This is a genomic window from Sinorhizobium sp. GQ132 (assembly GCF_059758575.1).
Genome location: NZ_JCAXDX010000008.1, coordinates 252,484 through 279,209, shown reverse-complemented (window position 1 = coordinate 279,209; position 26,726 = coordinate 252,484). Strand labels below are relative to the sequence as shown.

The 26,726-nt window shown below is 63.9% G+C and carries 26 protein-coding genes; 16 read left to right on the top strand and 10 right to left on the bottom strand.

Annotation, left to right across the window (positions count from 1 at the left end; translation table 11 throughout):
- Positions 1-57 precede the first annotated feature (57 nt).
- From AC6CIG_RS21220 to hslV, 6 genes are all read right to left on the bottom strand, one after another.
- Positions 58-2,064 (bottom strand): hydantoinase/oxoprolinase N-terminal domain-containing protein, encoded by a 2,007-nt coding sequence (locus AC6CIG_RS21220; RefSeq protein WP_127710560.1) that lies wholly within the window; start codon positions 2,062-2,064, stop codon positions 58-60.
- Positions 2,065-2,193: 129 nt separating this feature from the next.
- On the bottom strand, positions 2,194-3,594 hold the full coding sequence (locus AC6CIG_RS21215) for a cytochrome P450 (RefSeq protein ID WP_127710558.1): 1,401 nt from the start codon (positions 3,592-3,594) through the stop codon (positions 2,194-2,196).
- A 159-nt stretch (positions 3,595-3,753) separates the two neighbouring features.
- Positions 3,754-4,704, bottom strand: coding sequence for a DUF1402 family protein (locus AC6CIG_RS21210; protein ID WP_127710556.1), 951 nt, complete (start codon positions 4,702-4,704; stop codon positions 3,754-3,756).
- A 196-nt stretch (positions 4,705-4,900) separates the two neighbouring features.
- Positions 4,901-6,208, bottom strand: coding sequence for an ATP-dependent protease ATPase subunit HslU (hslU, locus tag AC6CIG_RS21205; RefSeq protein WP_018098641.1), 1,308 nt, complete (start codon positions 6,206-6,208; stop codon positions 4,901-4,903).
- Positions 6,205-6,726, bottom strand: a complete 522-nt coding sequence (locus tag AC6CIG_RS21200) for a GNAT family N-acetyltransferase (RefSeq protein ID WP_498323706.1) — start codon at positions 6,724-6,726, stop codon at positions 6,205-6,207. The genes hslU and AC6CIG_RS21200 overlap by 4 nt, the downstream gene beginning before the upstream one ends.
- Positions 6,716-7,273 (bottom strand): ATP-dependent protease subunit HslV, encoded by a 558-nt coding sequence (hslV, locus tag AC6CIG_RS21195; RefSeq protein ID WP_003531980.1) that lies wholly within the window; start codon positions 7,271-7,273, stop codon positions 6,716-6,718. Before hslV ends, AC6CIG_RS21200 begins: the two co-directional genes overlap by 11 nt.
- Positions 7,274-7,595: 322 nt before the next feature.
- On the opposite strand from hslV, the gene hisB reads away from it, so the two are divergent.
- The 7 genes from hisB to coaA are packed head-to-tail and all read left to right on the top strand — an operon-like array spanning position 7,596 to position 12,256.
- Positions 7,596-8,204, top strand: coding sequence for an imidazoleglycerol-phosphate dehydratase HisB (hisB, locus tag AC6CIG_RS21190; protein ID WP_127710552.1), 609 nt, complete (start codon positions 7,596-7,598; stop codon positions 8,202-8,204).
- A gap of 26 nt (positions 8,205-8,230) precedes the next feature.
- Positions 8,231-8,707: a DUF2628 domain-containing protein gene (locus tag AC6CIG_RS21185; RefSeq protein ID WP_127710550.1), complete on the top strand. Its 477-nt coding sequence runs from the start codon at positions 8,231-8,233 to the stop codon at positions 8,705-8,707.
- Positions 8,707-9,357, top strand: coding sequence for an imidazole glycerol phosphate synthase subunit HisH (gene hisH, locus AC6CIG_RS21180; RefSeq protein WP_127710548.1), 651 nt, complete (start codon positions 8,707-8,709; stop codon positions 9,355-9,357). Before AC6CIG_RS21185 ends, hisH begins: the two co-directional genes overlap by 1 nt.
- A 32-nt stretch (positions 9,358-9,389) precedes the next feature.
- Positions 9,390-10,136 carry a 1-(5-phosphoribosyl)-5-[(5-phosphoribosylamino)methylideneamino]imidazole-4-carboxamide isomerase gene (gene hisA, locus AC6CIG_RS21175; protein ID WP_127710546.1) on the top strand — a complete coding sequence of 249 codons (747 nt, stop codon included), beginning with the start codon at positions 9,390-9,392 and terminating at the stop codon, positions 10,134-10,136.
- A complete protein-coding gene (gene hisF / locus AC6CIG_RS21170) occupies positions 10,133-10,909 on the top strand; it encodes an imidazole glycerol phosphate synthase subunit HisF (protein WP_127710544.1) in 777 nt (258 codons plus the stop codon). The genes hisA and hisF overlap by 4 nt, the downstream gene beginning before the upstream one ends.
- 31 nt (positions 10,910-10,940) lie before the next feature.
- A complete protein-coding gene (locus AC6CIG_RS21165) occupies positions 10,941-11,264 on the top strand; it encodes a phosphoribosyl-ATP diphosphatase (protein WP_018098648.1) in 324 nt (107 codons plus the stop codon).
- On the top strand, positions 11,261-12,256 hold the full coding sequence (coaA, locus tag AC6CIG_RS21160; protein ID WP_018098649.1) for a type I pantothenate kinase: 996 nt from the start codon (positions 11,261-11,263) through the stop codon (positions 12,254-12,256). The genes AC6CIG_RS21165 and coaA overlap by 4 nt, the downstream gene beginning before the upstream one ends.
- Positions 12,257-12,307: 51 nt before the next feature.
- On the opposite strand, the gene AC6CIG_RS21155 is transcribed toward coaA, so the two are convergent.
- The 4 genes from AC6CIG_RS21155 to AC6CIG_RS21140 form a co-directional block, all read right to left on the bottom strand.
- Positions 12,308-12,919 carry an alpha-ketoglutarate-dependent dioxygenase AlkB gene (locus AC6CIG_RS21155; protein ID WP_018098650.1) on the bottom strand — a complete coding sequence of 204 codons (612 nt, stop codon included), beginning with the start codon at positions 12,917-12,919 and terminating at the stop codon, positions 12,308-12,310.
- A gap of 112 nt (positions 12,920-13,031) precedes the next feature.
- Positions 13,032-13,505: a peptidoglycan-binding protein LysM gene (gene lysM, locus AC6CIG_RS21150; protein WP_018098651.1), complete on the bottom strand. Its 474-nt coding sequence runs from the start codon at positions 13,503-13,505 to the stop codon at positions 13,032-13,034.
- Positions 13,506-13,648: 143 nt separating this feature from the next.
- Positions 13,649-14,083 carry an alternative ribosome rescue aminoacyl-tRNA hydrolase ArfB gene (gene arfB / locus AC6CIG_RS21145; protein ID WP_127710542.1) on the bottom strand — a complete coding sequence of 145 codons (435 nt, stop codon included), beginning with the start codon at positions 14,081-14,083 and terminating at the stop codon, positions 13,649-13,651.
- Positions 14,084-14,187: 104 nt separating this feature from the next.
- Entirely contained in the window at positions 14,188-15,798 is a 1,611-nt protein-coding gene (locus AC6CIG_RS21140; RefSeq protein WP_127710540.1) for a phosphoenolpyruvate carboxykinase, read from the bottom strand.
- A 341-nt stretch (positions 15,799-16,139) separates the two neighbouring features.
- On the opposite strand from AC6CIG_RS21140, the gene chvI reads away from it, so the two are divergent.
- The 9 genes from chvI to AC6CIG_RS21095 all read left to right on the top strand — a co-directional run bounded on the left by chvI (position 16,140) and on the right by AC6CIG_RS21095 (position 26,726).
- Entirely contained in the window at positions 16,140-16,862 is a 723-nt protein-coding gene (gene chvI / locus AC6CIG_RS21135; protein WP_018098654.1) for a two-component system response regulator ChvI, read from the top strand.
- Positions 16,863-17,085: 223 nt separating this feature from the next.
- The gene (gene chvG, locus AC6CIG_RS21130) at positions 17,086-18,819 is read left to right on the top strand and encodes a two-component system sensor histidine kinase ChvG (RefSeq protein ID WP_234704988.1); all 1,734 of its coding nucleotides are present in this window, start codon (positions 17,086-17,088) and stop codon (positions 18,817-18,819) included.
- Entirely contained in the window at positions 18,816-19,274 is a 459-nt protein-coding gene (locus tag AC6CIG_RS21125) for an HPr kinase/phosphorylase (RefSeq protein ID WP_127710536.1), read from the top strand. The genes chvG and AC6CIG_RS21125 overlap by 4 nt, the downstream gene beginning before the upstream one ends.
- Positions 19,275-19,430: 156 nt before the next feature.
- Positions 19,431-19,832, top strand: a complete 402-nt coding sequence (locus AC6CIG_RS21120) for a PTS sugar transporter subunit IIA (protein WP_018098657.1) — start codon at positions 19,431-19,433, stop codon at positions 19,830-19,832.
- On the top strand, positions 19,829-20,122 hold the full coding sequence (locus AC6CIG_RS21115; protein WP_018098658.1) for an HPr family phosphocarrier protein: 294 nt from the start codon (positions 19,829-19,831) through the stop codon (positions 20,120-20,122). Before AC6CIG_RS21120 ends, AC6CIG_RS21115 begins: the two co-directional genes overlap by 4 nt.
- A gap of 156 nt (positions 20,123-20,278) precedes the next feature.
- Entirely contained in the window at positions 20,279-21,679 is a 1,401-nt protein-coding gene (ahcY, locus tag AC6CIG_RS21110) for an adenosylhomocysteinase (RefSeq protein WP_100672601.1), read from the top strand.
- A 304-nt stretch (positions 21,680-21,983) separates the two neighbouring features.
- The gene (locus AC6CIG_RS21105) at positions 21,984-24,464 is read left to right on the top strand and encodes a sensor histidine kinase (protein ID WP_127710534.1); all 2,481 of its coding nucleotides are present in this window, start codon (positions 21,984-21,986) and stop codon (positions 24,462-24,464) included.
- A gap of 9 nt (positions 24,465-24,473) precedes the next feature.
- Positions 24,474-25,988 carry a tRNA (adenosine(37)-N6)-threonylcarbamoyltransferase complex ATPase subunit type 1 TsaE gene (gene tsaE / locus AC6CIG_RS21100; RefSeq protein WP_437412608.1) on the top strand — a complete coding sequence of 505 codons (1,515 nt, stop codon included), beginning with the start codon at positions 24,474-24,476 and terminating at the stop codon, positions 25,986-25,988.
- 6 nt (positions 25,989-25,994) lie between these two features.
- A complete protein-coding gene (locus AC6CIG_RS21095) occupies positions 25,995-26,726 on the top strand; it encodes a nucleotidyltransferase family protein (protein ID WP_018098662.1) in 732 nt (243 codons plus the stop codon).

Genomic DNA, 26,726 nt, shown 5'->3' with positions numbered 1-26,726 from the left:
AAGCATTCCCTGTCAATTCCGCAAGGATGCGAAGAATTGTTTCCGGAATGGAAAAGGTCAAGACGCGTGATGCGCGATACGGGGCCGGCCGCTTGCCGAGGCGATGAAGCGTGCCTCGATCAACTTGCGGCTGCCTTCGACTTCCGGCGCGTCGATCTCTTCCCGAAGCACTGCGGCGGGTTCTTCTGCACCGTTGGCGCGGGCGCTCTCCAGGGCCATCATTTCGGCGCGCCGGCGGGCGACGCCGAAAGCCTCCTGCTGATCGACGAAGCGTTCGCTCGCGCCCGCACCGTTGACGATGAAAATGCCTTCTTCCGGCGTCGTCACGAAGACGGTGATCGTTGCCCGCACCTGACCGACAACCGCGCCGACGGCGTTTGCCACATCTGCCTCCGCCGGGATCGCGGCCTCGGTGGAAAGCATTTCGGCGATGGCGGGGTAATAGACCGGCGCCGAGGCGCCGAGACCGACAAGCGGCCGGTCAAGGCTGATCGAAAAGCGCACGATGCCCGGTTCCCGTTTCAGCGCCCGGTCGACGGCAAGTGAGGCGGCGGGGTCGATGGCGGCGCCGTCCTCGCTGAAACAGGCTTGCAGGATGGCTTCAGAGGATTGTCGCGTCAGCCGGTCGACGATCAACTGCGCGAGAGCTTCGACGGAGGCGGCGATAGGCTGTCCCGATCCGTCCTTGGTGCGGGCGGCGATTTCGAGGCCCACGCGTGCGGCCTCGCCGTTCCACTGCGCCTGCCGTCCGAGAACATGCATCGCGTCCGAGGGGGTGAGCCCGCAGATATGCACCAGCCCGCGCGCCACGAGCCGGTCGAGCGTTGCCTTCTGCGGCGTGCTGACGAGCAGGTCCGCAAGCGCCACCGGCACCATGCCGATGCGGCCGTAGAGTGCCTGCTCCTGCGGCTGAAGCCCGCTCGCCAGGTGGTCGGGCAAGCCGGTGCGGACCGCCAGGCGTCCATCATGCCGGCCAGCATGAGGCGCCCGCAACTGCCTTTCGAGCACCGACAGGACCCCGTCGCCGTGCAAGGCCGCGGCCAGGCTCAAGGGCAGGAACCGGCGGGGCCCGAGATCGAGCTTGGCCTTGAGGCCGCGGTCGTTGATCTTCACCTCGGAGTCGCCGCCGAGGCCGTAGGTGCGCATGGCGACCGCCTCGACCATGGTGCGAAAGCCTCCGACGACCGCGCCCTCCGCATCGAGTCGCGGGCGGCCTTTTTCGAGTACGGCTACGTCGGTCGTCGTGCCGCCGATATCGGAGACGACGGCGTTGTCCAGGCCGGTCAGATAGCGAGCGCCGACGAGGCTCGCAGCCGGCCCGGAGAGGATCGTCTCGATCGGGCGCAGCCGCGCTTCGGCGGCCGAGATCAGCGCACCGTCGCCGCGCACCACCATCATCGGCACGTCGATGCCGCGGGCCTTGAGGAAGTCTTCGCACGAACCGATCAGCCGGTCGATCATCGAGACGAGGCGCGCATTCAGAAGCGTCGTCAGCGCCCGGCGTGGGCCGCCGAGCTTGGAGGAAAGCTCATGGCTGCAGGTGACAGGCAGGTGCGAGACCTCGCGGATGCGATCGCGCACGCGCTTCTCGTGGTCCGGGTTGCGCACGGCGAAATAACCGGCGACGGCGAAGGACGACACCTGAGAGCCGAGTGCCGGCAGCGCCTCGTCGAGCGCACTCATGTCGAGCGGCGTCTCGCCTCCATGAACGTTGTGGCCGCCGGGAAGGAACAGAACGGGATCGGACCCGAGCGCTTCCTGAAGGCCGTCGCGCTTCAGGTCTTCGGGAGCAAAACCGATCATGATCAGGCCGGCACGGCCGCCCTGGCCTTCGACCAGCGCATTGGTGGCAAGCGTCGTCGAGAGCGACACGAGGCTGATCGCCGAAACCGGCACTCTCGCCTTCGCGAGCACCGCCTCCACCGCACCGGAAACGCCCTCGGCCAGGTCGTGGCGGGTCGTCAGCGCCTTGGCCTTGGCGACGACGCCGGTAGCTTCGCTGAAAAGGACGGCGTCGGTGTAGGTGCCGCCGGTGTCGATGCCGAGGAGAAGATGCGGGGTCAATTTCTGCTCAGTCCAATGATGAGGGTCCGGAAGGGTCTGTCCGGTGATAGGACATATTTCTGGAAAAAACCATCGCGCGACAACGACGTTTCCGTGTCTGACGGCGGGCGTATCCCACCCACCGGAGCCCTACTTCACCCGGGCAGACACCTTCATCGGCAGGCCGCCCCTCGGCTGCGTCGTCAGCCTTTGCACAGGCCAGGGATGCGTCTCGTCCGTCAGGTCGAAGCGGAAGCGGTGCATGAGCACGGCAAGCGCGATAACCGCCTCCTGCAGCGCGAAGGTCGCGCCGATGCAGATGCGCGGGCCAGCGCCGAAGGGCAGGTACTGGAAGCGGTTGATCTTGTCCCGGTTTTCCGGAAGGAAGCGCTCCGGCATGAAGGCGCGGGGTTTCTGCCAGTAGAGCGCGTGCCGGTGGAGCGTCCAGGGCATGACCAGCACCGATATTCCCTTGCGGATCGGCACGCGCTCGCCTTCCGGGGAAGTCCACGCATCCTCCTCGATCGCCGCGCGGTTGATGGATGGCGCCGGCGGATAGAGCCTCAACGCCTCCTCGAAGGCGGCAAGCACATGCGGCATGCGCCCAAGCCAGTCGACCGGATCGGCGCCGCTTGCAAGAACCGAATCGATCTCCTGCTCCATCGTCTTGCGGTAGGCGGGCGTATTGGCGACGCAATAGAAACACCAGGCGAGCGCCCGTGCCGTGGTCTCGTGGCCGGCACCTATGAAGGTGAGAATATTGTCCTCGATCTCGGAGGTCGTAAGCCCATCCGGACCTTCCAGCTGCAGAAGCAGGGTCAGAAAGTCGTTCGGGACCTCGCCGGGCGCTTCCGCCATCCGTCGCCGGCGCAGAGACATCGTCTCGGAAACGACGCCGCGGAAACGGTCGAGCACTTTCCGGCCGCCGATACGGGTCAGTCGCGGAACCCAGCTCGGCGCAACCAGGAGGTCCATCGGATCGACGCGCCCCATTCGATGCAGCAATTCCTCGACATTGGCGGCGAAGCCCTGCTTTTCGACGGCGATTTCGCCGGAAAAGAGCGTCTCGGCCAGGATCTCGAAGGTGAGTTCCGTCATGTCCACGGCGACATTGGTGACGAAGGGTTCCGATGAAGCACCCGCGTAGCGGCCGACGAAGGCCTCGCAAACGCGAAGCATCTGGCCGGCAAAGCCTTTTGCGTGCCTTGGCGTGAAGACCGGCGCCATCGCCTTACGCGACCGTTTCCAGACCTCGCCTTCCGCCGTCAGGAGGCCGTCGCGCAGGATCGGGCGCAGGATCAGCCGCCGGACATTCGACATTTCGTAGTTGGCGGCGTTCTCGACGAGGATGTAGCGGATGAGGCCGGGATCGTTGACGATAAGCGTCCGCTGATTGATGAACTTCGTCTCGATCCAGGGAAGCGTGTAGGAAGGCTCGCCCCAGAGCTCGAGCGGGTTTCGCAGAACCGTTCGGATGATCTCGAGCCGCGAGGGGATGCCGGTGCGCGGGACTGGCGCGGGCGGCTCGAATGGCTCCGGTCGCGTATCCATGTGTATGCCTTTCCCAGAGCAATTCCAGGAAAAGTGCGCAGCGGTTCTCAGTCCGGAATTGCGGAATGCTCTGGTCGCGTACCGTTCCAGTTTTTTACGGCGCAATCAAGAAAATGCTTCACGTGAATCGCGATGATTCCGCTGCCGGGCGATAAAGGATCACAACAGGCTTTCGAGCTCTGCCAGTTTGTCGTTGACGAGCCAGCCGTAATAGTTCTCCTCCGGCCAGTGGACCTCGCCCCCCTGGTTCTTTGCGGCGAGCGCTGCCGCACGCGCATCCGGATTGCCGACATTGTAGAGCGTCGCCGTCAGGCCGGGATTGCCGGAGATATCCATGCCCGCAATCGTGCGATAGGCATCGATCGAATGCCGGATGGAGGCGGCCATATAGGCAAGCGACACGTCCGGGTCCATGATCGCCTCATAGACGCCCGCGGCATTGTTTTCGTCGAGGCGCTCATAACTGGAAACGCGCGACACCATATCCGTCAGCATCAATGCGGTCAGCGGATTGATCTGGCCGAGACCGAAGGTCTGCCCGGCGAAGAACGGCTGGAAGAAGACGGCGCTGAAGCGGTTGTTCGGGAAGGATTTGCCCGCCACCGTCTGCCCGCGGAACTGGCTGTCCCAGATTCGCTCCCGGCAGGTCCAGAGCGCGTAGGAGCCTTTCTTGCCGGCGCATTCGGCAAATTGGGGCCGCTCGACGAATTCGGCGATGGACTCGCCCTGATAGCCGAACTGGAAGCTGTCGCCCGCATAGGCGGCCGCCTTGACGTAATAGGATTGCAGCCGGTCATAGGCGTCGACATTGTAGGTGTGTTCGCCGACGATCGCCCCGACCATGTGAATGGGCGCGATGCCGTAGGCGCCGGCGACCGACTTGATCTTGCCGACGAGCTTGCGGTCGGTGGCAAGAAGCTCGCGCACCTTCTCGTATTTCGCGTCGAAGGATGTGCGGCCGGCTTTGGTGCGGCGTACCGAGGCGCCCGGAACGCCCGGCTGCTCGACGTGGCGATTGCCCTGCGGAACGATGAGTATCCCGCTCGCAGCCGAAGGACCGGCGGCGAGGCAAAATGTGAAGATCACGAGCATGCAGGCGGTGAGGCGCACTATCAGTTTTCCTGTAGACTCTTCCAAGAAGCCGGCGGTCCCCGCCGGTTCCGGCGCGCCCCTAAGGCAGAATCATGTCGGAATGATGCCTTAATTCTTAACGGCTGCTGATCGATCTAGAGAAAACGAAGGCGCCTGTCGAGTGACAGGCGCCCCACAATTCGGTGATCGACTGGCCTCGACGGAGGGCCGGGCGTCAGAGGATGTAGCGCGACAGGTCGGTATTGGCCGCGAGATCCCCGACATGCCGGCGAACGTAATCGGCATCGATCGTGACGCCCTGGCCTCCGCGATCGGGCGCGTTGAAGGAGACATCGTCGAGCACACGCTCCATCACGGTTTGCAGGCGGCGCGCGCCGATGTTCTCGACATTGGCGTTGAGCTGGACCGCGACCTCCGCCAGCGCGTCGATCGCGTCCTCGGTGAAGTCGAGGGCAACGCCCTCGGTCTCGAGCAGCGCCTTGTACTGGCGGATGAGGCTCGCCTCCGTCTCGGTCAGAATGCGGCGGAAATCCTCCTTGGTGAGAGCCCTAAGCTCGACGCGGATCGGCAGGCGCCCCTGCAGCTCCGGCAAAAGGTCCGACGGTTTGGCGACGTGGAACGCGCCGGAGGCGATGAAGAGGATGTGATCGGTCTTCACCGGCCCGTATTTCGTCGCCACCGTCGTGCCTTCGACCAGCGGCAGGAGGTCGCGCTGAACGCCTTCGCGCGACACGCCGGCACCGATGCCGCCTTCGCGGGTGGCGATCTTGTCGATCTCGTCGAGGAAGACGATGCCGTCATTTTCCGCCGCCGCCACCGCCTCACGCTGGATCTGCTCGTTGTCGAGCAGCTTGTCGGACTCGTCGTTGACCAGGAGCGCATAGGAGTCCTTGACCGTCGTCTTGATCTTCTTGGTCCTGCCGCCGAGTGCCTTGCCGAACATTTCCGAAAGGTTGAGGACGCCGATATTGGCGCCCGGCATTCCCGGGATCTCGAAGGCGCCGCCGGGCGAGCCGGTTTCGGCGACATCGACCTCGATCTCCTTGTCGTCGAGCTCGTTGGCGCGCAGCTTCTTGCGGAAGGAATCGCGGGTTGCCGGCGAGGCGGTAGTGCCGACCAGCGCGTCGAGAACGCGCTCCTCGGCGTTCTGATGAGCCTTCGCCTTCACTTCGGCGCGCCTTTTCTCCCGCACGAGGCTGATGCCGACCTCGACGAGATCGCGCACGATCTGCTCCACGTCGCGGCCGACATAGCCGACTTCCGTGAACTTCGTTGCCTCCACCTTGACGAAGGGCGCGCCGGCGAGCTTGGCGAGGCGACGGGAAATCTCCGTCTTGCCGACGCCGGTCGGACCGATCATCAGGATATTCTTGGGCATGACCTCGTCGCGCAGCTCGTCGTCAAGCTGCTGGCGGCGCCAGCGGTTGCGCAGCGCAATGGCAACCGCGCGCTTCGCGTCCTTCTGGCCGATGATGTAGCGGTCGAGCTCCGACACGATTTCCCTGGGTGAAAAGTTGCTCATCGATTCCTCTCAAATCCCGTCCGCTCGAGCTCCATCAGGAGGGTTCGACCGGACTCGTCTATCCATTCGCCAAAAGGTACGAAACCGGCCTTCGCATAGGCTCGCACGGCGCGGCGGTTGCCGGCGTCGGGGTCGATGACGATGCGCGCGGCGCCGTTTTCGAATAGTCTTGCGGCAAAGGCTCTGAGCGCCATGGCGGCGACGCCTTTGCCTGTCATTTCGGGCGGGCCGATGAAGATGTCGACGCCTGGCGTGTCGCCCGACAGGTCCTTGGCCCAGGGCTCCTCGTCATATTCCGACGGGATCCAGGACTGGATATAGCCGGCCGGCTCCCCCTTCACACGAAAGACGAAACCGTCGACCTCACCCTTCGCGCAACCGTCCCGTATCAGCCCGAGTACCACATCGGGATCGCCCCACCACTGCCGGACATGCGGCTCGGAAAGCCAGGCGAGGAGCATCGGCAGGTGGCCCTCGGCGACCGGCTCGAAGCTGACCTCTGCCGGCTCATTCGGCATCCAGCGTCTCCACGACGACGTTGTGGTTGGTGTAGACGCAGATGTCGCCGGCGATCTCCAGCGCGCGGCGGGCGATCTCCTCGGCCGACTTGTCGCTGTCCATGAGCGCCCGCGCCGCGGCAAAGGCATAGTTGCCGCCCGAACCGATGGCGATCGTCCCGTGCTCGGGCTCGAGAACGTCGCCGTTGCCGGTGATCGCCAGCGTCACCGTCCGGTCGGCAACCAGCATCATCGCCTCGAGATTGCGCAGGTACTTGTTGGTACGCCAGTCCTTGGCGAGCTCTACGGCCGCGCGCATCAGCTGGTCGGGATATTGCTCGAGCTTCGCCTCCAGCCGTTCCAGAAGCGTGAAGGCGTCCGCCGTCGCGCCGGCGAAGCCTGCAATCACGTCGCCCTTCGACAGGCGGCGGACCTTGCGGGCATTGCCCTTCATGACCGTCTGGCCGAGGCTCACCTGGCCATCACCCGCCATTACCACCTTGCCGCCCTTGCGCACCGTGATGATGGTGGTCGCATGCATCGTTCCGTAAGGATTGTGTTCGCTCATGAAAGTACCTTTGGGCCCGGTAAGCCGGGGGGATGCGGCTCGCGATGAGCCTGGTTGCCTGAGGCCTATGTAAGTCGCAGCCGCGCGATTGCAAATGCGCGAACGCGCGCCCAGGCGGCTTTCGTTTTCACGTTGCTGCGGCGCACCGAATCTCCGTCGCAGTTCTGGATATTTCATGCCTCCCCTGATAAGGAGCGGCACTGTGACGGAATGCGAAGATCGAAGGTGGCTTTGTCGCCCCTCTCCGCGACGCCCGAAAACGATGTTGCTCCGATAGGCCGGCTGGCCCAAAATCATCGGAGAGTGCAGACAGGAGAGCTTGATGGCAGACGTGACGCCGAGCCGCACCGGCCAAGTTTCGCGAAAGACGAATGAAACCGCCATATCCGTCTCGGTCAATGTCGACGGAACGGGCGTATCGAAGATCGCGACCGGCGTCGGCTTCTTCGACCATATGCTGGACCAGCTCTCGCGCCATTCGCTGATCGACATGGAGATCAAGGCGGAGGGCGACCTCCATGTCGATGATCACCACACCGTCGAGGACACCGGCATCGCCATCGGCCAGGCGCTGGCCAAGGCGCTCGGCGATCGCCGCGGCATCACACGCTATGCCTCCATAGACCTTGCCATGGACGAGACGATGACGCGCGCCGCCGTCGACGTCTCCGGCCGGCCCTTCCTCGTCTGGAACGTGACCTTCACATCGCCGAAGATCGGCACCTTCGACACCGAACTCGTGCGCGAATTCTTCCAGGCGCTCGCCCAGCATGCCGGGATCACGCTGCATGTGCAGAACATCTACGGCGCCAACAACCATCATGTCGCCGAGACCTGCTTCAAGTCCGTCGCCCGCGTGCTCCGCACGGCAACCGAAATCGATCCGCGCCAGGCGGGACGCGTCCCCTCAACTAAGGGGATGCTCGCCTGAGCCGGCCAATATCTGGTTTAAAGACCATGGCCTCCTATCTGATCATGACCCCGCCCGGCGCACCGGCCGACGATGAAAGGGCGCGGTTCATCGCCGACGGATTCTCCTGGACCGCCTTCTTCTTCCCCGGTCCGTGGCTCATCGTCAAACGCGCGTGGCTCATCGGGACCCTCGTTTCCGTTCTGCAGTTCCTGTTGCTTCTTGCGGCATCGGTGCCCGGCGGCTTCAGCGCAGCGCTGCTCGTCCATCTGGCGCTCGGTCTCATCGTGTCGCTCGAAGGACCGCTTCTCATCGCCCGCAAGCTCTCGGCGCGCGACTGGACGTTTCGTTCGGTCGTTCCGGCACGCGATCTCGAGACGGCCGAAGAAATCTATTATTCGAACGCCGGGCCGTCCGCCCATGCAGGAGATGCAACTCCCATGCCGTCGACCGACAGGTCCGCTACGGGACGGCCGGGCGCCGCCGCCGGGCTCGGCTTTTTTGAATCCTATGGAGAGCGCTGATGCGGGTCGCCATCATTGACTACGGATCCGGCAACCTGCGCTCGGCCACCAAGGCCTTCGAGCGCGCCGCCCGCGAGGCCGGCATCGCGGCCGAAATCGATCTCACCGACAGGCCGGAACGGGTGGCCACGGCCGATCGGATCGTGCTGCCGGGCGTCGGCGCCTATGCCGACTGCCGCCGCGGCCTCGCCGCCGTGGAGGGAATGGAGGAAGCGCTGACGGAGGCGGTCGAGAAAGCTGGCCGCCCCTTCTTCGGCATCTGCGTCGGCATGCAGCTCATGTCGTCGCGCGGACTCGAAAAGACGGTGACGAAGGGTTTCGGCTGGATCGCCGGCGATGTCGTCGAGATGACGCCCGAGGACCGCTCGCTCAAGATCCCCCAGATCGGCTGGAACACGCTTGATCTCAAGCGCGCGCACGCCCTTTTCGACGGCATTCCGACCGGCGAGAACGGTCTGCACGCCTATTTCGTCCATTCCTACCACCTCGCGGCGGAGCGTGCCGAAGACGTGGTGGCGGAGGCGGACTATGGCGGCCCGGTGACGGCCTTCGTCGCGCGCGACAACAAGGCGGGCTCGCAGTTCCATCCGGAAAAGAGCCAGGCGCTCGGCCTCGCCCTCATCTCGAATTTCCTGCGCTGGAAGCCCTGAGGCTGCCGCGTCATTTCTGATCGGACGAACAAATGATCCTCTTTCCCGCGATCGACCTCAAGGACGGGCAATGCGTGCGCCTGAAGCTCGGCGACATGGAGCAGGCGACAGTCTATAATCCCGACCCGGCCGCCCAGGCGCGCGCCTTCGAGGAGCAGGGTTTCGAATGGCTGCACGTGGTCGACCTGAACGGCGCCTTTGTCGGGGAGACCGTCAACGGTGCGGCGGTCGACGCCATCCTCAAGGCGACGAAGAACCCCGTGCAGCTCGGCGGTGGCATCCGCACGCTGGAGCATATCGAGAACTGGCTTTCGCGCGGGCTGAAGCGCGTCATCCTCGGTACCGTCGCGGTGCGCGATCCCGCCCTGGTGATCGAAGCCTGCAGCAAGTTCCCGGGACGGGTCGCGGTCGGCATCGATGCGAAGGGCGGCAAGGTCGCCGTCGAGGGATGGGCGGAAGCGTCCGAGCTCGGGGTGATCGAACTTGCCAGGAAGTTCGAGGGCGCGGGCGTCGCGGCGATCATCTACACGGACATCGACCGGGACGGCATCCTGACCGGCATCAACTGGGCCTCGACGCTCGAACTCGCGGACGCGGTTTCAATCCCGGTCATCGCCTCGGGCGGCCTCGCCTCGATGGACGACATCCGCCGCATGACCGAACCGGATGCGCAAAAGCTCGAAGGCGCGATCTCCGGTCGGGCGCTTTATGACGGGCGGATCGATCCGAAGGAAGCCCTGGATCTGATCCGCGAAGCAAGAAAGGGGAAGATGCCATGACCCTTAAGGCCCGTGTAATCCCCTGCCTCGACGTGAAGGACGGCCGCGTCGTCAAGGGCGTGAACTTCGTGGATCTGATAGACGCCGGGGACCCGGTGGAGGCGGCACGCGCCTATGACGCGGCCGGGGCCGACGAGCTCTGCTTCCTCGACATCACCGCCTCTTCCGACAATCGCGAAACGATCTTCGACGTCGTCGCCCGCACCGCGGAGCAATGCTTCATGCCGCTTACCGTCGGCGGCGGCGTGCGCCAGGTGGCGGACATCCGCAAGCTCCTGCTTGCCGGCGCCGACAAGGTGTCGATCAACACGGCGGCGGTGAAGAATCCGGAATTCGTCGCTGAAGCCGCCGACAAGTTCGGCGACCAGTGCATCGTCGTCGCCATCGACGCCAAGAAAGTCTCGGCGCAAGGCGAGGCGGACCGATGGGAGATCTTTACCCATGGCGGGCGGCAACCGACAGGCATCGATGCGATCGAATTTGCGCAAAAGGTCGTCGATCTCGGGGCCGGCGAAATCCTTCTCACCTCCATGGACCGAGACGGTACGAAGAGCGGCTACGACATCGGCCTGACACGGGCGATCGCCGATGCGGTACGCGCTCCCGTCATCGCCTCCGGCGGCGTGGGCACGCTCGACCACATGGTCGAGGGCATCCGCGACGGCCATGCGACTGCCGTGCTCGCCGCCTCGATTTTCCACTTCGGCACCTACAGCATCGGCGAGGCGAAGCGCCACATGGCCGAGCACGGCATCGCCATGCGGCTTGATTGAGGCGGCGCTGCCAACGAGAAGGGATCCGATAATGACCGACTTCACCCTTTCCGACCTGGAGAAGATCGTGGCGTCCCGCGCCCGGGCGGCGCCGGAGGAGTCCTGGACCGCCAAGCTGGTGGCGGCCGGGCAGACGAAGGCTGCCAAGAAGCTCGGCGAGGAGGCGGTGGAAACGGTCATCGCCGCGATCGGCGAGGACCGGAAGAATCTGGTCGATGAGAGTGCCGATCTCCTCTATCATCTTATGGTCGTATTGAATATCGCCGCCGTCCCGTTGCAGGATGTGATGAGCGAACTGGCCAGGCGGACAAGCCAATCCGGCCTGCAGGAAAAGGCGAACCGGCAGAATCCATGAGCATCGCCGCGGAAGACATCGAACCGGCCGACATTCCGGGCAATCTCCAGGGGGGCGAATATTCGCCCTATCACGTCTTCTCCGCGGAGGAATGGTCGCGCTTTCGCGCCGACACGCCGCTGACGCTGACGGCCGACGAGGTGCAGCGCCTGCGCTCGCTCAACGATCCGGTCGATCTCGACGAGGTGCGACGGATCTATCTCTCGCTCTCACGGCTCCTCTCCGCCCATGTGGAGGCGTCGCAGATCCTCTTCCGGCAGCGCACCCGCTTCCTGAGCATGTCGAACGAGACGAAGACGCCCTTCGTCATCGGTGTCGCCGGCTCGGTCGCAGTCGGCAAGTCGACGACGGCACGCATCCTTGCGGAGCTTCTCGCGCGCTGGCCCTCGAGCCCGAAGGTCGACCTCGTCACCACCGACGGCTTTCTTTATCCGAATGCGGTTCTCCAGCGGGAAAACCTGATGGATCGCAAGGGATTTCCCGAGAGCTACGATATCGGCGCGCTGCTCAGATTCCTCTCGGCGATCAAGGCGGGCCGGCCGAACGTCAAGGCTCCTACCTATTCGCACCTGACCTATGACGTGATCCCCGACCAGTTCCAGGTGATCGACCGGCCGGACATCCTCATTTTCGAGGGGATAAACGTGCTGCAGTCGCGCGATCTGCCGGCCGACGGCAAGATCGTGCCGATGGTCTCGGATTTCTTCGACTTTTCGATCTATATCGATGCCGAGGAGAGCCTGATCCACAGCTGGTACGTGAACCGCTTCATGCGACTGCGCGAAACCGCGTTCCAGAACCCGCAATCCTTCTTCCATCGCTATGCGACGATCAGCGAGGATGCGGCGCGCGCAATCGCCGAGGGCCTCTGGCACAATATCAATCTGAAGAACCTGCATCAGAACATTCTGCCGACGCGGCCGCGCGCCGATCTCATCCTGCAGAAGGGTCCCAACCACCTGACGCAGACGGTGGCGCTCAGGAAGCTTTGAGAGGAATCGCGCCGCCTGCGGGAAAGGGACCGATTCGGGCGGGGCGAAGATTCAAGGGTTGACCCGTCGCAGCGTCAGATTGAGCCGGCCGCCGCTCCTCAGGAGCGTCGACGTGTTCGGATAGATGCGGTCGACGCCGTGGAAGGCGAGCCGTCCTTCGCCGCCGAGCACGACGACGTCGCCGCTTTCGAGCCTGAACGACACGGTCTGTCCGCCGCGTGTGCGGCCGCCGACGCGGAAAAGGCAGTCGTCGCCGAGCGAGATCGAAACGACGGCAGTCTCGAGATCGCGCTCGTCCCGGTCCTGGTGGAGCCCCATGCGCGCCTCTGCCGAGTAGAAATTCACCAGGCAGGCCTCGGGGGACTTGTCGCTTCCGGCCACGGCATTCCAGATGTCGTGCAGCATGCGTGGAATCGGCGGCCATGGCTTGCCGGTGACCGGATGCGTCGCCTGGTAGCGGTAGCCGCGCTCGCGGTCGGTGACCCAGCCGAGCGCGCCGCAATTGGTCATGCGCACGGACATGGGTTTGCCGGTCTTCGGCATCGCGGGCGCGAAGAGCGGAGCCTCCGCGACGACGGCGCGGACGGCCTCGACCAGTTCCTGCTGGCGCGAACGGTCGAGGAAACCGGGGATGTGTCTCACCCCTTTCGGCAGCACAAGCATTGGCGGCATCCTGTCATACGGCTTCGATCGATCCTCCCGTCAGCAGATCCGGCGGGAGATGACAGGTACATAGCGCTCACCGGGGTCGGGATCGACCCGAAACAGCCTTCGTTCAGCCGGCATCCAGATCCGGGATGCGCAGCACCTGGCCCGGATAGATCTTGTCGGGATGGGTGAGCATGGGCTTGTTCGCTTCGAAGATCGCCGTGTGCTTGGCGCCCTTGCCCTTGCCGTAATGGGCCTCGGCGATCTTCCAGAGATTGTCGCCCTTCTTCACGGTGTAGAAGACCGGGGCCTTCGCCTCGGCCGGCGCGGCGGCGCCGTCGGCGACCTTGAGCTCGGATGCCTCGACCTTGGATATGCCGAGCGTATTGCCGACGGCCACGACCGCCTTCTCGAAGGTGGACTGGTCCTTGACGACACCCTTCAGCACGACCTTGTCGTCCACGACGTCGACCTTGACGTCCTTGGTGCCGAGGTCATGGGATGCGAGCTCCTTTTCGACGCTTGCCGCATCCGGCGGCGTGTCGTCGCCGCCGATTCCGAGCTTCTTTCCCGCATTCTTGATAAAATCGAACAAACCCATGCTTGTCTCCTCTCTCGCGCGGCTGGAGCCTGCACATGTCGTCTTCCCCACGACCGCCGTACGGCTTGGCGACATGCGTCAGCGGATAAGAGAGTGCGGTTGCGCGCAAAAGACAAGGGCGCGGGCGCAACTTTCGGGCGCGGTCAGTCGCCGCCGGGGCGGCCGCGCAGCTTCTTGATTTCGGAACGGCCGGATTTCTCCTTCAACCGGCGTTCGATCGATCCGCGCGTCGGCTTCGTCTTCCTGCGCGGCGGGGGCGGCGGTTCCGCCGCCTTCAGGATCAGTTCCTTCAGCCGCTCGCGGGCGTCCTCGCGATTGCGTTCCTGACTGCGGAAGCGATTGGCTTCGATCATCACGACGCCCTCCTTCGAGGCGCGCCGTCCGGCGAGCTTCAGGGCATTGGCCTTCACGCGCTCCGGCAGGGTCGGCGAAGCCTGCACGTCGAAGAAGAGCTGGACGGCCGTCGAGACCTTGTTGACGTTCTGTCCGCCCGGTCCGCCGGCCAGCACGAATTGCTCCGTGAGCTCCCATCCGGCGATCACGATGTTTTCGTTGATGTAAAGCGGTTCGCTTGCCATGAATCCTCCTCGGCCGTTTCTATCGCATGCTTGAAAACCGGCCGCAAATGCAAAACCCGGCCGCAGGCAGCCGGGTTTCACGTGAATCATGGCAAGAGACCGGATTATTCGGCGGCCACCCTCGCGCCCGGGGCTGCGTCGCGCACGCTGCCGTCGACGTGGCGCTCGAACTTGGCGAAGTTGGCGATGAACATGTCGACGAGCCGCCGTGCCTGGGCGTCATAAGCCATACCATCCGCCCAGGTCGAGCGCGGGTCGAGAATGCCGGCCTCGACGCCCGGTACCGACACCGGCACCGCAAAGCCGAAATTCGCATCCGTGCGGAACGAGGCACTGTTCAGCGAGCCGTCGAGAGCCGCCGAAAGAAGCGCGCGCGTCACCTTGATCGGCATGCGGCTTCCCGTGCCGAAGGCGCCGCCGGTCCAGCCGGTGTTGACGAGCCAGCAGGTGACGCCGTTCCTGGCGATGAGATCTTTGAGAAGATTGCCGTATTCGGACGGATGGCGCGGCATGAAGGGAGCGCCGAAGCAGGTCGAGAAAGTCGCCTCCGGCTCCGTCACGCCCTTTTCGGTACCGGCGACCTTGGCGGTGTAGCCGGAAAGAAAGTGATACATGGCCTGTTCCGGCGTCAGCTTGGCGATCGGCGGCAAAACCCCGAAGGCGTCCGCCGTCAGCATGATGATCGTGCGCGGCTGCGGCGCCGTGCCGGTCTTGCTGGCGTTCGGAATGAAGTGCAGCGGATAGGCGCAGCGGGTGTTCTCCGTCAGCGAACCGTCGTCGAAGTCAGGAAGGCGCCGCTCGTCGAGGACGACGTTCTCCATCACCGTACCGAAGCGGCGCGTCGTCGCAAAGATCTCGGGCTCTGCCGCTTCCGACAGGCGGATCGCCTTGGCATAGCAGCCGCCCTCGAAATTGAAGACGCCCTTTTCGCTCCAGCCGTGCTCGTCGTCACCGATCAGCGTGCGGTTCGGATCGGCGGAGAGCGTCGTCTTGCCGGTACCCGAGAGGCCGAAGAAGATCGCCGTGTCACCGGCGGGCCCGACATTGGCCGAGCAGTGCATCGGCATCACCGACTTCTTGGGCAGCAGGTAATTGAGGACGGTGAAAACCGACTTCTTCATCTCGCCCGCATAGGACGTGCCGCCGATCAGCACGAGGCCGTTGGTCAGGTCACAGGCGATGACCGTCTCGCTGCGGCAGCCGTGGCGTGCGGGATCGGCCTTGAAGCTCGGCAGGTCGATAATCGTCAGCTTCGGCTGAAAAGACGGAAGCGCCTCGCGCTCCGGCCGGATCAGCAGATTGCGGATGAACAGCGAGTGCCAGGCGAACTCGGTGACGACGCGCGTCGGCAGCGCGTTCTCCGGGTCGGCACCGCCGACGAGGTCCTGGACGTAGAGCGACATGCCTTTGGCATGCGCGAGCATGTCCTGACGAAGACGCTCGAAATGCTCCGGCGAAATCGCGCTGTTGTTGTCCCACCAGATCTGGTCGGCGGTGTTGGCGTCGCGCACGACATACTTGTCCTTGGGCGAGCGGCCCGTGTGCTGGCCGGTGCGGGCGCAAAGCGCTCCATGGACCGTCAGTTCGGCTTCACCGCGGGCCAGGGCTTCTTCGTAGAGCTGCGGCGCCTCGAAGTTGTAGCGGACGACCGAGAGGTCGGAAAATCCGATCGATTCCAGTCCGATAGAGGGATTGCGGCTCCCGAGCTCATCCATGGTCAAGCTTCCTTCGTGGTTGGCCATTGGCGTTGAATTTCGTCGGAACATACCGGCAAGGCCGATCCAAGACAAGATAGTCAATTCTAAAACAATAATGAATTCAGTATATTAATCGATTTAAAGAAAAATATGCATTTTTTAATCGGTTGAATCGCAGCTTCCGGAAACCCACCGGCGGGGCCGGTTGCGGGGGAACCGGATCAGGTGCTTTTGCACTTCGCCACAATTTGTTCCACCTTTATACTCAATTAACGCGACCGTGACTCGCGGTTGCCGCGATTCTTGCAACGCATCTCGAAGCGTCTCGGCAACCGGGCCTCGAAACGGAGTAGAATAAGATGCAGACCATCGCGCTTGTCGATGACGACCGCAACATCCTGACGTCCGTGTCCATCGCGCTGGAAGCCGAGGGCTACAAGGTCGAAACCTATACGGACGGCGCATCGGCGCTGGAGGGTCTGCTGGCGCGTCCGCCGCAGCTCGCTATCTTCGACATCAAGATGCCCCGCATGGACGGCATGGAGCTGTTGCGGCGGCTGAGGCAGAAGTCCGACCTGCCCGTCATCTTTCTCACGTCGAAGGACGAGGAGATCGACGAGCTCTTCGGTCTGAAGATGGGCGCCGACGACTTCATCACCAAGCCCTTCTCACAGCGCCTCCTGGTGGAGCGCGTCAAGGCGATCCTGCGTCGCGCGGCCAACCGGGAGGCTGCGGCCGGAGGCGCCGGACCGGTGAAGAATGCCGACACGCCTTCCCGTTCGCTCGAACGGGGCCAGCTCGTCATGGACCAGGAGCGGCATACCTGCACCTGGAAGAACGAATCCGTCACGCTGACGGTCACGGAGTTCCTCATCCTGCACGCACTGGCGCAGCGACCCGGCGTGGTAAAGAGCCGCGACGCGCTGATGGATGCCGCCTATGACGAACAGGTCTATGTCGACGATCGCACGATCGACAGCCACATCAAGCGGCTTCGCAAGAAGTTCAAGATGGTAGACAACGACTTCGACATGATCGAGACGCTCTACGGCGTCGGCTATCGTTTCCGCGAGACGGCCTGAGGGAGCGAGCCGGCGGATTGCGGATCACTCGTGGCCGGAGCGCTGCCGCCCGTCCCTCCCTTGCTAGCGCTTGCGCAGCAGCGCCGGCTGGCGTAGGGCATCGCGGGAACGGGCGAATGCGACAGGCGACGCGGGCAGAAGCGAAGGTCGCGTCGCGGGAGCGGGAGACTTGGTAGAAGTCTTGCAGGGCGATATCGAAGAAACGGAAGGACGGGCATCGACGCTGCGCGGGCAGCGGCGATGGGCGCATCCCTTTACGCTGATCCGGCGCCTGTTCGGCAATGCGGTCTTCTCGAGCCTCACGCGGCGCATCGTCTTCTTCAACCTGGTGGCGCTCGTGGTCCTCGTCGGCGGGATCATGTATCTCAACCAGTTCCGGGAAGGTCTGATCGACGCCCGGGTGGAGAGCCTTCTGACGCAGGGCGAGATCATCGCCGGCGCCATCTCGGCCTCCGCCTCGGTGGACACCAATTCGATCACCATCGATCCGGAAAAGCTGCTCGAATTGCAGGCCGGCGAAAGCATCACGCCGCTGCCGAGCGACGAAGACCTCGAATTCCCGATCATTCAGGAACGCGTGGCGCCGGTCTTGAGAAGACTGATCTCGCCGACGCGCACGCGCGCTCGCCTCTTCGATGCCGATGCCGACCTGCTGCTCGATTCGCGCCACCTCTATAGCGGCGGACAGGTGCTTCGTTTCGACCTGCCGCCGGTCGATCCGGAAAGTCCGAGCCTCGCCGACGAGTTCGGCACCTGGTTCAACCGGCTGCTGCAGCCGGGCGACCTGCCGCTCTACAAGGAGCCGCCCGGCGGCAACGGCTCGATCTATCCGGAGGTGATGAACGCCCTGACCGGCGTGCGCGGCGCCGTGGTGCGCGTGACCGAGAAGGGCGAGCTGATCGTTTCGGTTGCCGTTCCGGTACAGCGCTTCCGCGCGGTTCTCGGCGTGCTCCTCCTCTCCACCCAGGCCGGCGACATCGACAAGATCGTCCATGCAGAACGGCTGGCGATCATCCGCGTTTTCGGCGTGGCGGCGCTGGTCAACGTCATACTCTCGCTGCTTCTCTCGTCGACGATCGCCAACCCGCTGCGGCGGCTTTCGGCCGCCGCCATCCGCGTGCGCCGCGGCGGCGCCAAGGAACGGGAGGAGATCCCCGACTTCTCATCCCGCCAGGACGAGATCGGCAATCTTTCCGTGGCGCTCCGCGAAATGACGACCGCGCTCTACGACCGCATCGCGGCAATCGAGAACTTCGCCGCCGATGTGAGCCACGAACTCAAGAATCCGCTGACGTCGCTGCGCAGCGCGGTCGAAACCTTGCCGCTCGCGCGCAACGAGGAATCGAAGAAGCGGCTGATGGACGTCATCCAGCACGACGTGCGACGGCTCGACCGGCTGATCAGTGATATCTCCGACGCCTCGCGTCTGGATGCGGAGCTTGCACGCGCCGACGCGAAGAAGGTCGACCTCGAAAAGCTGCTCGGCGACCTCGTCGAAATTTCACGCCAGATCCGGGGCAGCAAGAAACCGGTGCTGCTCGACTTCGTCGTCGACCGTAAGGACAACCCGCGCGCAAGCTTCATCGTCAGCGGCTACGAACTGCGCATCGGTCAGATCATCACGAACCTGATCGAAAACGCCCGCTCCTTCGTCTCCGAGCAGAACGGCCGCATCGTCGTCCGGCTGACCCGGTCGCGATCGCGCTGCATCGTCTATGTCGAAGACAACGGTCCGGGCATCCAGGCGGAGGACATCGACCGTATCTTCGAGCGCTTCTACACCGACCGGCCGGAGGGCGAGGACTTCGGCCAGAACTCGGGGCTCGGCCTTTCGATCTCGCGCCAGATCGCCGAGGCGCATGGCGGAACGCTCAGAGCCGAGAACATCGCCGGCAAGGACGGCCACATCGGCGGCGCCCGCTTCGTTCTCTCGCTGCCCGCCGAGCCGCACCCGTGACTGCGCCCTTCATCAATGTCCACGGAACCGCGATCGTTCTCGGCACGACCGGGCTGCTGATCACAGGGCCGTCCGGCTCGGGCAAGTCGGCGCTCGCGCTTTCCTGCCTCTCGCAAGTGAGACGCCGGGGCCGCTTCGCCGCGCTCGTCGCGGACGACCGCGTGGATCTGACGCTCGAGAACGGGCGCATCGTCGCGCGCTGCCCTGCCGCCATTCGCGGGCTCCTCGAAATCCGCGGATCCGGAATTGCGGAAGTCGGTACCGTCTCCGCCTGTGTTCTCGATTGGGCGATCACGCCGGTCAGGGCACCCTTCGAGCCGCGTCTGCCGCCGGAGGAGGAGGAGCTGCAGCTCGGGATCGGGCGAAATCTGCCGCTGTTGCGCCTCCCCATCGAGGGGCCGCTGTCGCCGCTCGACGCACTCGCCGCCCTTCTGCCCGAAAATGTAGGACTTTAGCCTTATCGAAAGGCAGTGCGGCTGCTTTTTCGGCATTTTTGGCTTGCACTTCGCCTTTTCCTTGCCAAGATGGCGCCCCCAACAGGTGGACGAAATTGCTGCATTGCGATATCTGGCCATCAACGAGTTGCATATGCAGTTGGAGCAAAGATACCCATGATCGGACTTGTGCTTGTCACTCATGGCAAGCTGGCGGATGAGTTTCGGCATGCTTTGGAGCATGTCGTCGGTCCGCAAAAAGCTATCGAGACCGTCTGCATAGGCCCCGAGGACGACATGGATCAGCGGCGTCAGGATATCCTCGACGCCGTCGAGAAGGCCAATCAAGGCGACGGCGTCATCATCCTGACGGATATGTTCGGCGGCACCCCTTCGAATCTCGCCATTTCGGTGATGCGCGGCGGCAGCGTCGAGGTCATCGCCGGCGTCAACCTGCCGATGCTGATCAAGCTCGCAGGCGTGCGCGGCGAAAGCGACATGGACAAGGCGCTGGTGGAAGCCTCCGAGGCGGGGCGCAAATACATCAACGTCGCCAGTCGGGTTCTGAGTGGAAAATGATGGATCACCGCCCCGACACGGCTCTGACGCGCGAACTGCTCATCGTCAACAAACGCGGCCTGCATGCGCGTGCCTCCGCGAAATTCGTGCAGACCGTCGAGACCTTCGACGCGGAGATCACCGTCTCCAAGGACGGCATGACCGTCGGCGGGACCTCGATCATGGGGCTGATGATGCTGGCGGCCAGCACCGGCTGCTCGGTCTTCGTCACCGCCAGCGGCGCTCAGGCCGAAGAGGCGCTCAACGCGCTGGATACGCTGGTTCGCGACAAGTTCGGCGAAGAGATGTGACCGATATAAACATATAAAGACCTCTTTATATGTCGGTTGCCCTCCACGGGGTTTCCTGATAGACGGAAGGCACGCTGCCCGCGATCGCGGGAGGCACTGTCATGCCGCCAAACGGCCATGTGGCCGCGCGGCCCTAGGATCAGCCTGGAGAACTTCATGAGCGCAACTCAGGACTATATCGTCGCCGACATCGGGCTTGCCGACTTCGGCCGCAAGGAAATCGCCATCGCCGAAACGGAAATGCCGGGCCTGATGGCCTGCCGCGAGGAGTTCGGCGCATCGAAGCCGCTGAAGGGCGCCCGCATCACCGGCTCGCTCCACATGACCATCCAGACCGCCGTGCTGATCGAGACGCTGGTTGCGCTCGGTGCCGAAGTGCGCTGGGCCTCGTGCAACATCTTCTCGACCCAGGACCACGCTGCCGCCGCCATCGCTGCAAGCGGCGTACCCGTCTTCGCCGTCAAGGGCGAGACGCTGGAGGAATACTGGACCTACACCGACAAGATCTTCCAATGGGCCGACGGCGGCGTCTCGAACATGATTCTCGACGACGGCGGCGACGCGACCATGTACATCCTGCTCGGCGCCCGCGCCGAGGCCGGCGAGAACATTCTGACGAATCCGGGCTCCGAAGAAGAAGAGATCCTTTTCGCGCAGATCAAGAAGCGCCTCGCCGCGACACCGGGCTGGTTCACCAAGCAGCGTGACGCGATCAAGGGCGTGACGGAAGAAACGACCACGGGCGTCAACCGCCTGTACCAGCTCCAGGCCAAGGGCCTGCTGCCCTTCCCGGCGATCAACGTCAACGACAGCGTCACGAAGTCGAAGTTCGACAACAAGTACGGTTGCAAGGAATCGCTCGTCGACGGCATCCGCCGCGGCACCGACGTGATGATGGCCGGCAAGGTCGCGGTGGTCTGCGGCTACGGCGACGTCGGCAAGGGCTCGGCGGCTTCGCTCAGCGGCGCCGGCGCACGCGTCAAGGTCACGGAAGTCGACCCGATCTGCGCCCTCCAGGCGGCCATGGACGGCTTTGAAGTCGTCCAACTCGAAGACGTCGTATCATCCGCCGACATCTTCATCACCACCACCGGCAACAAGGACGTCATCCGCATCGAGCACATGCGCGCGATGAAGGACATGGCGATCGTCGGCAATATCGGCCATTTCGACAACGAGATTCAGGTTTCGGCGCTTCGGAACCTGAAGTGGACGAACGTCAAGCCGCAGGTCGATCTGATCGAGTTCCCGAAGGGCAACCGCATCATCCTGCTTTCGGAAGGCCGCCTGCTCAATCTCGGCAACGCCACCGGACATCCGTCCTTCGTCATGTCGGCATCCTTCTCCAACCAGGTTCTGGCGCAGATCGAGCTCTTCACCAAGGGCGATCAGTACAAGAACGAGGTCTACGTGCTGCCGAAGCAGCTCGACGAGAAGGTGGCGCGCCTGCATCTCACCAAGCTCGGCGCCAAGCTGACCGAGCTCTCGGAAGAACAGGCCTCCTATATCGGCGTCAAGCAGCAGGGTCCGTTCAAGGCCGAACACTACCGGTACTGATCCTTACCCGAGCAATCCACAACATCTTGTGGCCGCGATCTTGACAAGAGATCGCGGCCGCTTTTTTGGGGCTCGCACTTTCAGCCGAATCGTCAAAGAAGTATGTTTAGCTTATCGATTCGTTATGCCGGTGTGGATTTTTCGGGCCGGCGGCGCGGTCGAAATGGGATGTCTTGTCGGACAGGCGGCAAACAGACGGAGACAGACCGGAGATGCAATCGGAACTGACAGGAGCCTTTGAACGGGCTCCGGCGCGCGGGGGCGCAAGGTCGCCGGCACTTTCCGGACGAACGGGGACGGCGCCGTGAAAACACATGAATCCATGTCTTCTGCAGGACGGCAGGGGGCGCCGAGACTGCTCAAGCGGCTCCTTGCGGGAACGGTATTGCTTGCGGCAAGCGATGCCGCAGCTCAGGCCACCGATCCCGGCAGAAGCATATTCGGCACGACGGAGGTGGTGACCTTCTCCGTTTTGATCGGCGTCATTTCCGCCGCCATGATTTCGGCGATCTGGCTCATCCGCCAGCGCGGCAATATTGAGGCCGAGAACCGCGAGCTTCGTTCCAATCTATCCGACGCGAACCAGCGCATTTCCCGCTTCCAGGCTCTCATTGCGGACAAGAACCGGCGCATCGTGATCTGGGACGGGCTCGCAGAGCGCCCGGAATTCCTCGGTCAGCTTCCGGTCGAAACCGGCGCGCCGCAGGACGACCGGGACTTTCTCGCCTTCGGCCGCTGGATCAAGCCGCAATCGGCAGGTCTGCTCGAAAAGGCGATCGAATCCTTGCGTGCCCAGGCGCAGAGCTTCGATCTCGTGCTCGAAACCCAGCGTAACGAGGTCCTCGAGGCCCAGGGCCGCGTATCCGGCGGGCGGGCCTTCGTGCGCTTCATCGCGCTCAACAATCTCAGGGCCGAACTCGCCGAGTTGAAGCTCGAACGCGACCAGCTGCATGCTTCGCTTTCGACGTTGCGGACGCTGCTCGACGCGGTCGATCTTCCCGCGTGGCAGCGCGCAGGAGACGGCAGGCTCGAATGGGTCAATGCGGCCTATGCCAATGCGGTCGAAACCCAGAGCGCGAGCACGGCCGTCGCCGAAGAGCGCGAGCTGCTTGCGACCACGGCCCGCGAGCGGATCCGGGCGGTCTCGACGCTCCAGACGCCGTTCCGCGACAAGGTTTCGACGGTGGTCAGGGGCAACCGGACGTTTTTCGACGTCGTGGACGCCCGCACGCCCGCCGGCTCTGCCGGAATCGCGATCGACGTTTCCGGCATCGAGGCGGTGCGCGAGGAGCTGGCGCGGACGCTCAAGAGCCATGCCGAGACGCTCGAACACCTGGCGACGCCGGTGGCGATCTTCGACGGCAATCAGCGGCTGCAGTTCTACAATCAGGCTTTCCAGCGGCTTTGGGATCTCGACATGGGATTCCTCGAGCGCAAGCCCGACAACGGCGAGGTGCTCGATCGGCTGCGTGCCGGCGGCAAGCTGCCGGAGCAGCTCAACTGGAAGCAATGGAAGACGAGTGCGCTTTCCGTCTATCAGGCGATCGATACGCAGTCCGATCTCTGGCACCTGCCGAACGGCCAGACGCTTCGCGTTTTCGCCACCGCGCGGCCGCAGGGCGGCGCCACCTGGGTGTTCGAGAACCTGACCGAAAGGGTCGATCTGGAAACGCGCTACAACACGCTGGTCCAGGTCCAGGGCGAAACGATCGACCATCTCGCCGAAGGCGTCGCCGTTTTCGGACCCGACGGCCGCATCCGGCTCTCGAACCCGGCCTTCCGGGCGATCTGGGGCATCAATGAGACCGAGGCTCAGCCGGGCACCCATATCCGCGCGATCGAGCAGGCTTGTCTCGCCTCCTACGACCAGCCGGACGGCTGGAAGCGCTTCGCCCATATCATCACAAGCTTCGACGACGAGCGGCCGTCGAGCCGCGGCATTCTGGAGCTGCGCACCGGCCTCATCCTCGACTACGCGGTCATTCCGCTGCCCAACGCCCAGACGATGCTGACCTTCGTCAACATCACCGACAGCGTCCGCGTAGAGCGCGCGCTCACCGAAAAGAACGAAGCGCTGCGCAAGGCGGATGCGCTGAAGAACGATTTCGTACACCACGTCTCCTACGAGCTGCGCTCGCCGCTGACGAACATCATCGGTTTTGCCGACCTTTTGAAAACGCCGGTGTTCGGCGAGCTCAACGAGCGCCAGGCTGAATATGTCGACCACATTGCCACCTCCTCGTCGCTGCTTCTGACGATCGTCAACGACATCCTCGATCTTGCGACCGTCGATGCCGGCATCGTCGAGCTCGAACTCGCGGAAGTGAATCTCATCGATCTGATCGACGACGTGACGCAGCAGATGGGCGATCGGCTGATCGAGAGCGGCGTGTCGCTTCGAACCGAAGCGCCCGACAATCTCGGCCGCATCACCGCGGACCTGCAACGGCTGAAGCAGATCTTCATAAAGCTTCTCACCAATGCGGCGAATTTCGCCCCGGACGGAAGTACGATCGAGCTCAAATGCTGGCGCGAGGGGAGCGACTTTGCCTTCTCCGTCACCGACACGGGGCCAGGGATCCCGCAGGACGTTCTCAACACCGTGTTCAACCGCTTCGAAAGCTACGGCCAGCGCGGCGGCGCGGGCCTGGGCCTGTCCATCGTGGAGAGCTTCGTCAGCCTTCACCACGGCAATGTTTCGATCCGCAGCAAGGAGGGCGAAGGCACGGCAGTAACCTGCCGCATTCCCTCCGCCGAAGCGCCGAAGGTCATCGCGGCGGAATAGATGAACTAAATGAAATCTCTCGAACGTCTGCTGAAGGACGAGGCCGCCACCATCGAATTCGGCGAAGATCTCGCATTGGCGCTGAAGGGCGGCGAATGCGTCGCTCTCTCGGGCGACCTCGGCGCGGGAAAATCGACCCTGGCAAGGGCCTTCATCCGGGCCATGGCCGACGACGAGACGCTCGAGGTGCCCAGTCCCACCTTCACCCTGGTTCAAAGCTACGACCTCAGGATCCCGGTCGCTCATTTCGATCTCTACCGGCTCGCGGACGCATCCGAGCTTGACGAGCTCGGTTTCGACGAGGCGCTCGCCCACGGCATCTGTCTCGTGGAATGGCCGGAGAAGGCCGAGGAGGCGCTTCCGGCCGACCGAATCACCCTGACCTTCTCGCATGAAGACGAGGGCCGGCGCATTCACCTGACCGCACCGGACGCGGCCTTCGAACGGATCACCCGCTCGCTTGCCATTCGCAAGTTCCTGCTCGATGCAGCCTATCCCGACGCCCGTCGGCGCCACCTGAGCGGCGACGCTTCGATCCGGGCCTATGAACGCATCGACACCGGGGATGGTGCGCCGGCGAAGATCCTGATGGATGCGCCGCGACACAAGCCGGGACCTATCCTTGAGGACGGCAAGTACTACCAGCAGCTCGCCCATATCGCCGAGGACGTCGTGCCCTTCGTCGCGATCTCGCAACTCCTCCGCAAACGCGGTTTCGCGGCACCGGCGATCTACGCGCGCGACCTCGACCAGGGTCTGCTTCTCATCGAAAACCTTGGATCCGAAGGCCTACTCGACGCCGACGGCCGCCCCGTGGCTGAGCGCTACATCGAAGGCGCGCGCCTTCTGGCCCGGCTGCATGCTCAGCCCGCGGAACGCGACATCGCAGTGGCTGAAGGGGTGGTTCACCACATCCCCGCTTTCGACCGGACGGCGATCAAGATCGAAACCAGTCTGCTCGTCGACTGGTATCTCCCGTGGAAACGGGGGCGGCCTGCCTCGGACGATGAGCGGCGGGAATACTTCGCCGTATGGGACGGACTGATCGGCGTTCTCGCTTCCGCGGAGAAGAACCTGCTTCTGCGCGATTTCCACTCGCCGAACATTCTCTGGCGTCAGGACCGCACCGGATTCGACCGAATCGGCATCATCGACTTCCAGGACGCGATGATCGGGCCGACCGCCTATGACGTGGCCTCGCTGGTGCAGGATGCGCGAGTGACGATCGAACCCGATCTCGCCCAGCGGATGATGACTGCCTACATCTCCGAGCGCCGTGGTCTGGGTCCCTTCGACGAGGCCGCCTTCCGGCGCGACTGGCATCTGATGGCCGCTCAGCGCAACTGCAAGCTCGCCGGAATTTGGGTGCGGCTCAAGGAGCGCGACGGCAAACCCGGCTACATGAAGCACATGCCGCGCACCTTCGCCTATCTCGAGCATGCGCTCTCCCATCAGGTGCTGACACCCTTGCGCGAATGGTGCATTAAGGCTGGAATCCTCGCTCCCGAATCAGCGAACCGTTAGGACACGATGCCCATCACCAATGCCATGGTGCTTGCGGCCGGACTGGGCACCCGCCTGCGGCCGGTCACCGACACGCTGCCGAAGCCGCTTGTCAGGATAGCCGGCAAGCCGATGATCGACTATGTGCTGGATCTGCTCGCCGCCGCGGGCGTCACCAGGGCCGTTGTGAACGTCCATCATTTCGCCGGCCAGATGGAGGAGCACCTCGGCCGGCGAGAGGCGCCGCATATCCTGATTTCGGACGAGCGGGATGCGCTGATGAATTCCGGCGGCGGGCTGGCGAAGGGCCTGAAACTGCTCGATGGCGGGCCGGTGCTCGTCATGAATGCCGACCTTTTCTGGATCGGCGAGAAGCCGCGGCAACCGTGCAACCTGAAAAAGCTTGCCGAGTTCTTCGATCCGGAGCGCATGGACATGGCGCTGCTCTGCGTGCGTCTCGAGAACACGACCGGGCACAACGGCAAACGGGATTTCTCGCTATCGGAAGACGGCCGGCTCACGCGCTATGAAGACGGCATGGCGAATCCCGTCGTCTATGCCGGCGCGATCGCCATGGACGCAGCGCTGCTTGCAGACGCGCCGGACGAGGCGTTCAACCTCAACATCTATTTCGACCGGGCGATCGCCAGGGGACGCCTTTTCGGTCTGATGCTCGAAGGGCACTGGATCACCGTCGGCTCGCCGGAAGCCATAGCGGAGGCCGAGGCTGCGATCCGCCGCTTCCGGCCGGAGGGATGA